The sequence below is a fragment of the Micrococcus sp. UYEF5 genome, assembly GCF_040546065.1.
Classification (GTDB): Bacteria; Actinomycetota; Actinomycetes; order Actinomycetales; family Micrococcaceae; genus Micrococcus; species Micrococcus luteus.
In genome coordinates this window covers 21,948-32,992 of sequence record NZ_JBEPNB010000013.1, presented here as the reverse complement: position 1 = coordinate 32,992, position 11,045 = coordinate 21,948, and the positions used below count along the sequence as shown (strand labels likewise).

The 11,045-nt window shown below is 74.4% G+C and carries 12 protein-coding genes and 1 tRNA gene; 8 read left to right on the top strand and 5 right to left on the bottom strand.

Annotated features, from left to right (window positions below):
- The first annotated feature begins 299 nt into the window (after window positions 1-299).
- Together ABIB16_RS10590 and ABIB16_RS10585 are read left to right on the top strand one after the other, a co-directional pair.
- Entirely contained in the window at window positions 300-950 is a 651-nt protein-coding gene (locus ABIB16_RS10590) for a hypothetical protein (protein WP_041103064.1), read from the top strand.
- Window positions 951-993: 43 nt separating this feature from the next.
- A tRNA-Arg gene (locus tag ABIB16_RS10585) sits at window positions 994-1,067 on the top strand.
- Window positions 1,068-1,093: 26 nt separating this feature from the next.
- On the opposite strand, the gene ABIB16_RS10580 is transcribed toward ABIB16_RS10585, so the two are convergent.
- From ABIB16_RS10580 to ABIB16_RS10570, 3 genes are all read right to left on the bottom strand, one after another.
- Window positions 1,094-2,962: an ABC transporter ATP-binding protein gene (locus ABIB16_RS10580; protein ID WP_060974277.1), complete on the bottom strand. Its 1,869-nt coding sequence runs from the start codon at window positions 2,960-2,962 to the stop codon at window positions 1,094-1,096.
- Between the two features lie 76 nt (window positions 2,963-3,038).
- The gene (locus tag ABIB16_RS10575) at window positions 3,039-3,533 is read right to left on the bottom strand and encodes an HNH endonuclease (protein ID WP_036382503.1); all 495 of its coding nucleotides are present in this window, start codon (window positions 3,531-3,533) and stop codon (window positions 3,039-3,041) included.
- A gap of 159 nt (window positions 3,534-3,692) precedes the next feature.
- Window positions 3,693-4,415, bottom strand: coding sequence for a metal-dependent transcriptional regulator (locus ABIB16_RS10570; protein WP_063190192.1), 723 nt, complete (start codon window positions 4,413-4,415; stop codon window positions 3,693-3,695).
- Between the two features lie 128 nt (window positions 4,416-4,543).
- Here ABIB16_RS10570 and serC point away from each other — a divergent pair, with 128 nt between their 5' ends.
- Window positions 4,544-5,671: a phosphoserine transaminase gene (gene serC / locus ABIB16_RS10565; RefSeq protein ID WP_354436272.1), complete on the top strand. Its 1,128-nt coding sequence runs from the start codon at window positions 4,544-4,546 to the stop codon at window positions 5,669-5,671.
- A 19-nt stretch (window positions 5,672-5,690) separates the two neighbouring features.
- On the opposite strand, the gene ABIB16_RS10560 is transcribed toward serC, so the two are convergent.
- Both ABIB16_RS10560 and ABIB16_RS10555 read right to left on the bottom strand, forming a co-directional pair.
- Complete coding sequence (locus ABIB16_RS10560) at window positions 5,691-6,212, bottom strand: DUF3027 domain-containing protein (protein WP_354436270.1); 522 nt, start codon at window positions 6,210-6,212, stop codon at window positions 5,691-5,693.
- A 3-nt stretch (window positions 6,213-6,215) separates the two neighbouring features.
- Entirely contained in the window at window positions 6,216-6,599 is a 384-nt protein-coding gene (locus ABIB16_RS10555; protein ID WP_020628350.1) for a cold-shock protein, read from the bottom strand.
- Between the two features lie 211 nt (window positions 6,600-6,810).
- On the opposite strand from ABIB16_RS10555, the gene ABIB16_RS10550 reads away from it, so the two are divergent.
- From ABIB16_RS10550 to ABIB16_RS10530, 5 genes are all read left to right on the top strand, one after another.
- Window positions 6,811-7,074, top strand: a complete 264-nt coding sequence (locus tag ABIB16_RS10550) for a hypothetical protein (protein WP_041103073.1) — start codon at window positions 6,811-6,813, stop codon at window positions 7,072-7,074.
- A 78-nt stretch (window positions 7,075-7,152) separates the two neighbouring features.
- Entirely contained in the window at window positions 7,153-7,863 is a 711-nt protein-coding gene (locus ABIB16_RS10545; protein ID WP_185194656.1) for a response regulator transcription factor, read from the top strand.
- 1 nt (window position 7,864) lies between these two features.
- Window positions 7,865-9,670, top strand: a complete 1,806-nt coding sequence (locus ABIB16_RS10540; RefSeq protein WP_063190188.1) for a sensor histidine kinase — start codon at window positions 7,865-7,867, stop codon at window positions 9,668-9,670.
- Window positions 9,671-9,725: 55 nt separating this feature from the next.
- Window positions 9,726-10,016, top strand: a complete 291-nt coding sequence (locus tag ABIB16_RS10535) for a WXG100 family type VII secretion target (RefSeq protein ID WP_010079419.1) — start codon at window positions 9,726-9,728, stop codon at window positions 10,014-10,016.
- 67 nt (window positions 10,017-10,083) lie between these two features.
- A complete protein-coding gene (locus ABIB16_RS10530; protein WP_063190187.1) occupies window positions 10,084-11,016 on the top strand; it encodes a DUF4031 domain-containing protein in 933 nt (310 codons plus the stop codon).
- The last annotated feature ends 29 nt before the right edge of the window (window positions 11,017-11,045 follow it).

The window sequence follows — 11,045 nt, the reverse complement described above, 5'->3', positions numbered from 1 at the left end:
CAAGTTGACACGCCCGGAACTTCCATCCTGCGGGAGAGGCCCACTCGTCTCATCTCAGCCCGGTACCCATGTCAAGAACCTCATGACCCACAACATCTAGGCGCGGCCCCGGACGCGACAGCGGGGCCGCCGTCGACATCCCCGCCCCACCCCGCCCGTCCGCACTTTCGAACGTGATGCGGGGCCTATCTCGCGTTCGAAAGTCCCCATGACCCCGATTTCACGTTCGAAAGTGAGCTGGGCGGCGCGGGGCCGGACCGGCTCGGACGGTCTGGGAGGATGGACCGCGGAGGTGCCCCGTGTCCCAGAAGTCCCGCAAGTCCCGTCCGCGCCCGTCGCGGCCCGCCGCGCGCCCGGTCGCCGAGTCCCCGCGCTCCCGCCCCACGCTGCGGGACGTCGACGTCCGTGAGGACCTCGCCACGGCCGCTGAGCGCGAGGGCAGCCCCGCGATCCCGGTCAGCGCGCTGATCGTGACCACCCTGCTCGTGGGCGCGTACCTCCATCTGCTGGTGCTGCAGCAGATGACCCAGCTCAGCGGCGGCCTGGCGATGCCGGACTCCCTGCTGTTCTACGGGCAGGACCACATCCGTGCGCTCTCCGCGGTCATGGACGAGGACGCCCGCGGCCAGCTGAACTGGGTGCACAAGACGGCCGGCGTGATCTTCCCGATCGCCGTGGCGCTGACGGTCACCGCGGTCGGCGCGTGGCGCCTGCGTCCCGTCGGCGCCAAGTGGGTCGTCTTCGGGCTGGGCGTGCTGTTCGCGGTCGTGGACATCTGCGAGAACATCGCGATCGAGCAGGCCATCGCCGCCGGCGGGCCGGGCGCCGGCCTGGCGGCCGCCCTGACGCTGACCCGCTGGGTCCTGCTCGCGCTGCTCGCGCTGGCGGTGGCCGTGATGCTGTGGGCCGGGCGGCGCCGTCGTCGTGGTCCCGCCGCGCGGGAGGCCTGAGGGGCTCGGCTAGACTCGCTCACCGGACCGACGCGCGGTCCGCGCCCCAGTAGCTCAGTTGGATAGAGCGACCCTCTCCTAAAGGGTAGGCCGTCGGTTCGATTCCGGCCTGGGGCACCCGGGTGGCCGGTCCGGCCGCCGCCTCATTCCGCGTCCGCGAACTGCGTGGTGTAGAGCTCCGCATACCGCCCGCCCGCCGCGAGCAGCGCGGCGTGCGTGCCGCGCTCCACGATCCGCCCGGCCTCGACCACGAGGATCTCGTCCGCGCTGCGCACGGTGGAGAGCCGGTGCGCGATCACGATCGCGGTCCGCCCGGCCAGCGCCTCCCCCAGCGCCTCCTGGATGGCGCGCTCGTTGGTGGAGTCCAGCGCCGCCGTCGCCTCGTCCAGCACCACGACGCGCGGGGCCGCCAGCAGCAGCCGCGCGATCGTCATGCGCTGCCGCTCGCCGCCGGAGAGGCGGTAGCCGCGCTCGCCGACCACGGTATCCAGCCCGTCCGGCAGCGCCTCGACCACGGGGCGCAGGCGGGCCCGCTCGACGGCGTCCCACAGCTGCTCGTCCGTCGCGTCGGGGCGGGCCAGCGTCAGGTTGGCGCGCACGGTCTCGTGGAAGAGGTGGCCGTCCTGGGTCACCATGCCCACGGCCCGCTGCAGGTCCGCGAACGCGAGGTCCCGCACGTCCACGTCGCCGATCTCGACGGCGCCGGAGGTGACGTCGTGCAGGCGCGTGACGAGCGAGGCGATGGTGGACTTGCCCGCACCCGAAGAGCCCACGAGGGCCACGGTGGCCCCGGCGGGCACGGCCACGTCGATCCCGTGCAGCACCTCCTCGCCGCCGCGCGTGTCCAGCACGGCGACCTCCTCGAGGGAGGCCAGGGACACCTGCTCCGCGGTGGGGTAGGCGAAGCGCACGTCCCGCAGCCGCACGGACAGGGGCCCCTCCGGCAGGGCCGCGGGCCGCGCGGGCTCCGTGATGAGCGGCTCCAGGTCCAGGACCTCGAACACGCGCTCGAAGCTCACGAGCGCGCTCATGATCTCCACGCGGGCGTTCGCCAGCGCGGTCAGGGGGGCGTACAGGCGGGTCAGCAGCAGGGCGAGGGTGACGACGTCGCCGGCGTCGAGGGTGCCCGCGATCGCCTGGAGCCCGCCCACGCCGTACACGGCCGCGAGCGCGAGCGCGGAGACCAGGGTGAGCAGCGTGGTGAAGACGGCCTGGCGCACGGAGATGTCCACGCCGGTGGCGCGCACGCGGTCCGCGCGGCGGGCGAACTCGGCGGACTCGGCGGCGGGGCGGCCGAAGAGCTTGATGAGTGTGGCGCCGGGAGCGGAGAACCGCTCGGTCATCTGGTCGCCCATGGCCGCGTTGTGCCCGGCCCGCTCGCGGGACAGGCCCGCCAGCTTCGAGCCGACCGCCCGGGCCGGCAGCAGGAACAGCGGCAGCATCACGAGGGACAGGACGGTGACCTGCCAGCTGGTGGCCACCATCACGCCCAGGGTCAGCGCGACGGACACCACGTTCGCGACGACGCCGGAGAGCGTCCGCGAGATCGCCGACTGCGCCCCGATCACGTCGTTGTTCAGGCGCGAGACGAGCGCGCCGGTGCGGGTGCGCTGGAAGAACGCCACCGGCATGCGCTGCACGTGGTCGAACACGGCGGTGCGCAGGTCGTAGATGACCTGTTCCCCCAGCCCGGCGGAGAGCCACTTGGTGAACACGGACAGCGCCGCGTCGAGCACCGCCACGAGGGCGATCAGCAGGGCCAGCCGCACCACGAGCCCGCGGTCCGCGCCGCCGGTGATCGCGTTGACGACGTCGCCGGCCAGCACGGGCGAGGCCACGCCGAGCACCGCGCCCACGATGGAGGCCGCGACGAACACGATCAGTCGGGTGCGGTACCGGCCCGCGAACGCGATGGTCCGGCGCACCGTGCCGCGGGCGAGGCTCTGCTGGGCGTCGGACTGTCCGCGGGTCATCCGCATCATGGACATCCGTGCCGCCGACTCCATGCTCATGGGCCCCTCCGCTCTCTCGACCGTTCGAGAGTCTAGGAACCGCCGGGCACGGGCGGGCGCGATTCCGCTTCCGGCGTCAGGCGGCCAGGCGCAGGTAGTCCCGCCACGCTTCGGCGGGCCGCTCCAGCTCGCGGATCCGCCACTGGGCCCCGCGCGGGCGCACCGGCTCCACCCGCAGCCGCCAGCCCAGGGCCTCGAGCGAGCGGTCCGCCTTCGCCCCGTTGCAGCGCAGGCAGCAGGCCACGAGGTTCTCCCACGTGTTCTCGCCGCCCCGCGAGCGCGGCCGCACGTGGTCCACGGTGGTGGCGTGGGCGCCGCAGTAGGCGCAGCGGTGTCCGTCCCGGCGCAGCACGCCCTTGCGGGAGACCGGGGCCGCGTCCGTGTGGGGCACCCGGATGTACTGGTGCAGCAGGATCACGAGGGGCCGGCCCCACGCGCGGGTGGGGCTGCGCATCGGGTCACCGGCGTCCTCGAGCACGCTCGCCTTGCCGGTGGCCACGAGCAGCAGCGCCCGGCGGTCGGAGACGACCGAGAGGGGTTCGTAGCCGGCGTTGAGGACGAGTGTGCGCATCGGGGGCCTCGGAAGCATGGGGACACAGGGGCGTCGTGTCTCCACGCTAGACGCGGGTGCATCGGCGCGCCGCGTGTCGCCTGCGGCGGCGGAAGAGGTTCACCGGCCCGTCACCGGGCCATCACGCCCCCGTCACGCACGACGACGGCGCGCCGCGCCTCAGCCGTCGAGACGCTCGACCCACACGTGCGCGGCCGTGGCCTCGGCCAGCTCGAGGGCCCCGCCGTCCGCGGCCGCGCCGTCCTCCGCCTCGCCCTCGACCCGGATGTACCCGGCGTCGCGGGCGGCCTCGGCACGCACCACGCGGCCGGGGGTCACGCCGGCGCCGGCCAGCTGGGCCAGCAGCTCGGGGTCGGTCTGCACGCCCTCGGCCAGCCCGCGGACGCGGAACCGGCCGGCGGTGGCGGCCTCCTCGGAGAGCCGGGCGCCCGCCAGGCCCATGTCGCGGCTCCAGTCCTCGGCGGAGGCCTGCTCGGGCCGGGGCGGGATCGGGGTGCCGTAGGGGGTCTCGGTGGGGTTCTCCAGCAGCGTGAGCAGGCGGCGCTCCACCTGGTCGCTCATCACGTGCTCCCAGCGGCAGGCCTCCTCGTGGACGAGCTCCCACTCGAGGCCGATCACGTCCGCGAGCAGGCGCTCGGCCAGGCGGTGCTTGCGCAGCACGGACACGGCCCGCTCGCGGCCCGCCACGGTCAGCTCCAGCCGACGGTCCGCGCCCACGTGCACCAGCCCGTCCCGCTCCATGCGGGCCACGGTCTGGGAGACGGTGGGGCCGGAGTGCTCCAGACGCTCGGCGATGCGGGCGCGCAGCGGGGGGATGCCCTCCTCCTCGAGCTCGAGGATCGTGCGCAGGTACATCTCGGTGGTGTCGATCAGATCCGTCATGGCACGTCCTCTTCCCTCGGGCTCTTCGTCCCGGACATCCTAGCGAGGCGTGAGTCACGTGGACGGCCGGTGGTCCCGGGCGCGGGAGAATGGGCGCGACCCGCGACCCCGAAGCGTCAGGAGCACGCATGACCTCCCCCGCCGAGATCACCATCCCCCAGGACCTGCTGCCGGCCGACGGCCGCTTCGGCGCCGGTCCCTCCAAGGTCCGCCCCGAGCAGCTGAGCGCGCTCCAGGACGCAGCCGGGCTGCTCGGCACGTCGCACCGTCAGAAGCCGGTCAAGGACCTGGTGGCGAGCGTCCGGTCGGGCGTCGCCGAGCTGTTCTCGGCGCCGGAGGGCTACGAGGTGATCCTCGGCGTCGGCGGCTCCACCGCGTTCTGGGACGCGGCCGCCTTCAGCCTGGTCCGCGAGCGCGCCCAGCATCTGAGCTTCGGCGAGTTCGGCTCGAAGTTCGCCAAGGCCACCGACCAGGCGCCGTTCCTGGCGTCGTCGGACATCCGCACCTCCGAGCCGGGCACCCGCCCCGAGCCGGAGGCCGTGGCCGGGGTCGACGTGTACGCGTGGCCGCACAACGAGACCTCCACCGGTGTCATGGCGCCCGTCGTCCGCCCCGCGGGCATCGACGAGGACGCGCTGGTCGTCGTCGACGCCACCTCGGCCGCGGGCGGCCTGCCCGTGGACGTGTCCGAGGCGGACGTGTACTACTTCGCGCCGCAGAAGAACTTCGCGTCCGACGGCGGCCTGTGGCTCGCGCTGTTCTCCCCGCGGGCCCTGGCGCGGGTCGCGGAGATCAAGGAGTCCGGCCGCTGGATCCCGGCGTTCCTGGACCTGGCCACGGCCGTGGAGAACTCCCTCAAGGACCAGACCTACAACACGCCCGCGCTGGCCACGCTCGTCATGCTGGACGCGCAGCTGCGCTGGATGAACGGCCAGGGCGGGCTGGACGCGATGACCGCCCGCACCGCCGACTCCTCCTCGCGCGTGTACGCGTGGGCCGAGGCGTCGCCGTTCGCCACGCCGTTTGTGGCCCGGCCCGAGGACCGCTCCGCCGTGGTCTGCACCGTCGACTTCTCCGACGACGTCGACGCGGCGGCGGTCGCCCAGGCCCTGCGCGCGAACGGCGTGGTGGACGTGGAGCCCTACCGCAAGCTCGGCCGGAACCAGCTGCGGATCGCGACCTTCGCCGCGACCGAGCCCGAGGACGTCGCGGCGCTGCTGCGCTGCATCGACCACGTGGTCGAGCGCCTGGCCTGAGCCGCCGGGGTGCGCCGGCTCAGCCGCGGTCGGCCGCCGCGGGCTCGGGTGCCGTCTGGGCGGCGTCGTCCGGCGCGGCCTCGGGCGCCGGGGAGCCGGGCACACGGCCCTCGGCCACGGCCTTGAGCCGCTCGCGCTCCTCCTCGTTCACGCGCTCGGCGTACGGCACCCACAGGGGCGCCACGAGCGCACCCTCCCCCGCCATGAGGCCGGTCTCGCACACGGTGACCTGCTTGGCGCGTGGGGCCCGGGCGATCGTCACGTACCAGAGCCAGCCCGCGTAGCCGGGCATGCGGCACGCGAAGCGGTGCGTCAGGAGCCGGTCGTCGTCCACGAGCACGTCCACGTGCTCCCCCACCTCGTCCGGGGCGGCCAGCCCGGCCAGCCCCGCGCGGGCGGCGTCCACGGCGGCGGCGAGCAGCTCGTCGCGGCGCGGGGCCCGGCGACGCGCGGGCGGCACGGCCGCCCTCTCCTCCGCGGGCGCGGGCTCGGCGTCGGGGCTCCGGTGGTCGACGCGCGGGGCGTCGTCGTGGGTGGTCATGGCTCAGGCCTCCAGATCGTCGGCGACACGGCGCAGCACCTGCGCCATCTTCTGCGCCTGGGCGCGCTGGGGGTAGCGGCCGCGGCGCAGGCCGTTGGAGGTCTGGTCCAGCCACGTGATGAGGTCCTCCATGAGGACGGCCATCTCGGTGGCGCCGGGTCGGTGGTTGCGGACCACCGAGGGTGCGGCGTCGAGCACGCGCAGCGAGAGCGCCTGCTTGCCGCGGCGGCCCTCGGCCACGCCGAACTCCACGCGGGTGCCTCCGCGCAGCTCGGTCACCCCGGCCGGCAGGGCCGAGGCGGGCACGTGGACCTCCTCGCCCTCGTCCGTCTGGGCGAACCCGAAGCCCTTGGTCGAGTCGTAGAACTTGATGCGCCCGGTGGGCATGTGCGTCACCTGCTCCTCGTCATGTGGGTCCACCGCGTCGGGCCGGCGCCGCAGGGGCGGCCGTGCTCTCGTCTCGGGTCGGCGGGGTCCGGCACCGGCGTGGCGGTGCGCCGCGGCATCGGTGGGACCAGCCTGGCCGTGCGCCCGGAGGGGACGGCGGAGGACGTGGTCGTCAATGACCTCCCAGGATAGCCCGACTAGAGTGGCGGGCATGCCTCGGACCTCCACCCTCCCCGCCTCCGCGCCCGCCGCCGACCCCGCCGATCACCGGGGCGGTCGTGGCGTCGTCCTGGTGCTGGGCGTGGCCGTGACGGCGGTGTCCGCTCTGGCCCTGGTGGCCCTGCTGGTCGCGTACTTCCTGGCGTGGCCGGCGTCCCCGGCGCTGTTCGCGCTCGCGCTGTTCGGCCTGCCCGTCGGCTTCGGCCTGATGCTGCTGCACGTGGTGCTGGGCGCCGTCCGGCGCTCGCGCCCCTGAGCCGTCGGGCCAACGACGCCCCGTGACATCCAGCACCCTTTCAGGGTATTCCCAGGTCGGGGCGGTTGACTGGGCCCCATGCAGCCTCAGAACCCCGAAGCACGCCTCCTGGTGGTGGACGACGAGCCCAACATCCGCGAGCTGCTCTCCACGTCCCTGCGCTACGCCGGCTTCGAGGTCACGGCCGCGGCCAACGGCCGGGAGGCCCTGGACGCCGCCGAGGAGTTCCAGCCGGACCTGGCCGTGCTGGACGTGATGCTCCCGGACATGGACGGCTTCACCGTGACCCGCCGCCTGCGCTCCGCCGGCCGTCACTTCCCCGTCGTGTTCCTCACCGCGCGGGACGGCACCGAGGACAAGATCACCGGCCTGACGGTCGGCGGTGACGACTACGTGACCAAGCCGTTCTCCCTCGACGAGGTGGTCGCCCGCATCCGCGCCGTGCTGCGCCGCACTGCCTCCCTCGACGACGACGACGCGGCGGTGCTGCGCGTGGACGACCTCGAGCTCGACGACGACGCGCACGAGGTCCGCCGCGGCGGCGAGGTCGTGGACCTCTCCCCCACCGAGTTCAAGCTGCTGCGCTACCTCATGATGAACCCGAACCGGGTGCTCTCGAAGGCCCAGATCCTGGACCACGTGTGGGAGTACGACTTCAACGGGGACGCCTCGATCGTCGAGTCCTACATCTCCTACCTGCGCCGCAAGATCGACGTCGGCGGCCGCGAGAAGATGATCCACACCAAGCGCGGCGTCGGCTACATGCTCCGCACCGCGGACAAGCGCTGACGTGCGTGCGCGGCTCGACGCCGCGGCGGCCCACGTCCGCCATCCGCGCGCCTGGCTGAGGGGCACGTGGCAGGGGCAGTCCCTGCGCACCAAGCTGGTCGTGATGATCGCGGCGCTCATGCTGGCCCTGGTCGCCGTCACCGCCCTGGCGACCGCGGCGCTGTTCCGCCAGGAGGCGGTGCGCCAGCTGGACGAGGACATGGCCGCCAACCGGGACACCGTCTCGATGTACCTGGCCAACGTCGCCCAGACCGGTGAGTACTACATGCCGCAGCTGCCCATCCTGCGCTTCTACGGCGTCGTGTGGGACAACGAGGGCGCGCGGGTCGTCCAGACCCCGGTGATGCCGGACGCGGACGAGCCGGCCCTGCCGGACATCACCCCGGCCGAGGCCCTCGAGCGCGGCTCCGCCTCCTTCGAGGTGCCCGGCACACAGCCGGACTCGAGCGGCTGGCGCGTGCAGCTGTACGGGCTCAGCAGCGGCGACGGCACCATGGCCGTGGCCCTGCCCCTGCAGAGCGTGACCTCCTCCGTCGAGCGCGTCACCTCAATCGTCGTGACCATCGGCCTGCTCGCGACGGCGGGCACCGTGATCGTGGCCAACCTGGCGGTCCAGCGCGCGTTCCGCACCCTGAACCGCGTGGAGCGCACCGCCGCCAAGATCGCCGCCGGCGACCTGAGCCAGCGCGTGGAGAGCGCGGCGCCCGACACCGAGGTGGGCCGGCTCTCCCGCTCCCTCAACGCCATGCTCGCGCACATCGAGTCCGCGTTCCGGGACAAGGAGATCTCCGAGGACAAGATGCGCCGATTCGTGCAGGACGCCTCCCACGAGCTGCGCACCCCCCTGGTCACCATCCGCGGATTCTCCGAGCTGTACCGGCACGGCGGGCTGCGCGAGGAGGAGGACGTCGCCGCCGCCATGCAGCGCATCGAGTCCGAGGCCACCCGCATGACCCGCCTCGTGGAGGACCTGCTCACCCTGGCCCGCCTCGACGAGCAGCGCCCCCTCGAGCACGCCCCGGTGGACCTGCTCATCCTCGCGATGGACTCCATGATGGACGCCTCCGTGAACGCCCCGGACCGCAAGGTCACCCTCGTGGGCCCCGACGGCGACCGGGCGGCCCCGGCGCCCATCCTCGGCGACGAGAACCGGATGCGCCAGGTGGTGGTGAACCTCATGGCCAACGCCCTGCGCTACACCCCCGCCGGCACCCCCATCGAGATCGCGGTCGGCACCGTCGACCACCTCGGCGGCCAGGCCGGGGCGGACGGCGCGGGCCGCAGCTCCGTGATCGAGATCCGTGACCACGGGCCGGGCGTGTCCGAGGAGGACCGCGCCCGCATCTTCGAGCGGTTCTACCGCGCGGACACCTCCCGGCACCGCGAGACGGGCGGCACGGGGCTCGGCCTGGCCATCGTCGCGGCGATCGTGGCCCAGCACGGCGGCTCCGTCCGGCTGCTGGAGACCGAGGGCGGCGGCGCCACCTTCTCCGTCCACCTGCCGTGGGCGCCGTTCGAGGACGAGGCGGACGAGGACGTCGAGGACGAGCGCCCGTCCGCACGGGACACCGACGACGACGCGGCCGGTCCGCCCAGCGGCCCCCTCGCCCTGACCGCGCCGTCAGGAGCCGGCGCCAGCGCCGCGGACGCCGCCCGGAGCAGCCGCCTGCTGCGGGCGGCGGAGCGGTTCCGTCGTGCCTCGGCCGAGCGCCGCCGTCGGGCTTCTGCTCCTGCACAGGCGCCCGAGGCCAGCGTCCCGTCCCCAGGCGAGGACGACCCGGCGGCCGGGCGCGACGCGCGTCCCTAGCGTGGTGCCCGGCGGCACCCGCCGCCCATCAGCACTCATCAGAGGGGACAGTCACATGAGCATCGTGCAGATCGACGTCGAGGACCTGCGGGCCAAGAGCGGGGCGGTGGAGGGCTCCATCGGCCGCCTCCAGGCGGAGGTGAGCACCATGGAGGCCAACCTGCGCCAGCTGCAGGACACCTGGCGCGGCCAGGCGGCCGCGAACTTCCAGGGCGTGCTCACCGAGTGGCGCGCCACCCAGCAGCGCGTGGAGGAGTCCCTGGCGGGCATCCGCCGCGCGATGGACGCCGCCGCCACCCAGTACCAGGACGCCGAGACCGCCAACGCCGCGATGTTCCGGTTCTGAGCGCCCGGAACGGTCCGGGGTGCGGCCGGCCGGCCGCGCCCCGGTCCGTGCTTCCTAGAGTGGGGGCATGACCGTCCTGATCGACCCGCCCGCGTGGCCCGCCCACGGCACCGTGTTCTCCCACCTCGTCTCCGATGCCTCCCTCGAGGAGCTCCACGCGTTCGCGCGGGCGGCGGGGCTCTCGGAGCGGGCCTTCGACCGGGACCACTACGACGTGCCCGCGCACCGACGTGCCGAGCTCGTGGCCCGCGGGGCGGTGCCCGTCACCGGACGGGAGCTGGTGCGCCGGCTCGCCGCCTCGGGGCTGCGCGTGCCCGCCCGGAGCCGCGCCGAGAAGCGGGACGTGGTCCTCGCCCGACGCTGGGCGCGGCTGTTCGAGGGCACGGCGGCGAGCCCGGACGCGGTGACGACGGCGGGACACGACCTGCTGGCCCGCTGGGCGGAGCCGCATCGGCACTACCACGACCCGGCCCACCTGCTCGCGGTGCTCGAGTCCGTGGACCTGCTCGAGCGGGCGGGGGCAGAGACCGGGACGGATCCGCGGGCGGTCCGCCTGGCCGCGTGGTTCCACGACGCCGTCTACGCCGGGGACCCCACCGCGCCCGCCGGCCAGGACGAGGCGGACTCGGCCGCCCTGGCCCGGGACGTGCTCACCGCTCCGCGGCTGGCCGTGCCGGCCGACGTCGTCGACGAGGTGGCGCGCCTCGTGCTGCTCACCGCCGCCCACGACCCCGCCCCGCACGACGCGGCCGGGGCGGTGCTCTCGGACGCGGACCTCGAGGTCCTCGGCCGCTCCCCCGAGGCCTACGCCCGCTACGTGGCCGCGGTGCGGCGGGACTACGCGCACGTGTCCGACGCGGACTGGGTCCGCGGTCGCAGCAAGGTGCTGGACGCCCTGCTGGACGCCGAGCGGCTGTATCGGACCGCGCCCGGCCGAGCACGCTGGGAGGCCGCCGCCCGCCGCAACCTGGCGGCGGAACGGGCCGCGCTGTCGGCCTGAGCGGGGCGCCCCGGTGCTGACCCGGGACG

Excerpts from the sequence above, each read along its gene's own strand:
- ABIB16_RS10580 (WP_060974277.1), bottom strand. The coding sequence starts at position 2,962 with ATGAGCATGGAGTCGGCGGCACGGATGTCCATGATGCGGATGACCCGC.
- ABIB16_RS10575 (WP_036382503.1), bottom strand. The coding sequence starts at position 3,533 with ATGCGCACACTCGTCCTCAACGCCGGCTACGAACCCCTCTCGGTCGTC.
- ABIB16_RS10570 (WP_063190192.1), bottom strand. The coding sequence starts at position 4,415 with ATGACGGATCTGATCGACACCACCGAGATGTACCTGCGCACGATCCTC.
- serC (WP_354436272.1), top strand. The coding sequence starts at position 4,544 with ATGACCTCCCCCGCCGAGATCACCATCCCCCAGGACCTGCTGCCGGCC.
- ABIB16_RS10560 (WP_354436270.1), bottom strand. The coding sequence starts at position 6,212 with ATGACCACCCACGACGACGCCCCGCGCGTCGACCACCGGAGCCCCGAC.
- ABIB16_RS10555 (WP_020628350.1), bottom strand. The coding sequence starts at position 6,599 with ATGCCCACCGGGCGCATCAAGTTCTACGACTCGACCAAGGGCTTCGGG.
- ABIB16_RS10550 (WP_041103073.1), top strand. The coding sequence starts at position 6,811 with ATGCCTCGGACCTCCACCCTCCCCGCCTCCGCGCCCGCCGCCGACCCC.
- ABIB16_RS10545 (WP_185194656.1), top strand. The coding sequence starts at position 7,153 with ATGCAGCCTCAGAACCCCGAAGCACGCCTCCTGGTGGTGGACGACGAG.
- ABIB16_RS10535 (WP_010079419.1), top strand. The coding sequence starts at position 9,726 with ATGAGCATCGTGCAGATCGACGTCGAGGACCTGCGGGCCAAGAGCGGG.
- ABIB16_RS10530 (WP_063190187.1), top strand. The coding sequence starts at position 10,084 with ATGACCGTCCTGATCGACCCGCCCGCGTGGCCCGCCCACGGCACCGTG.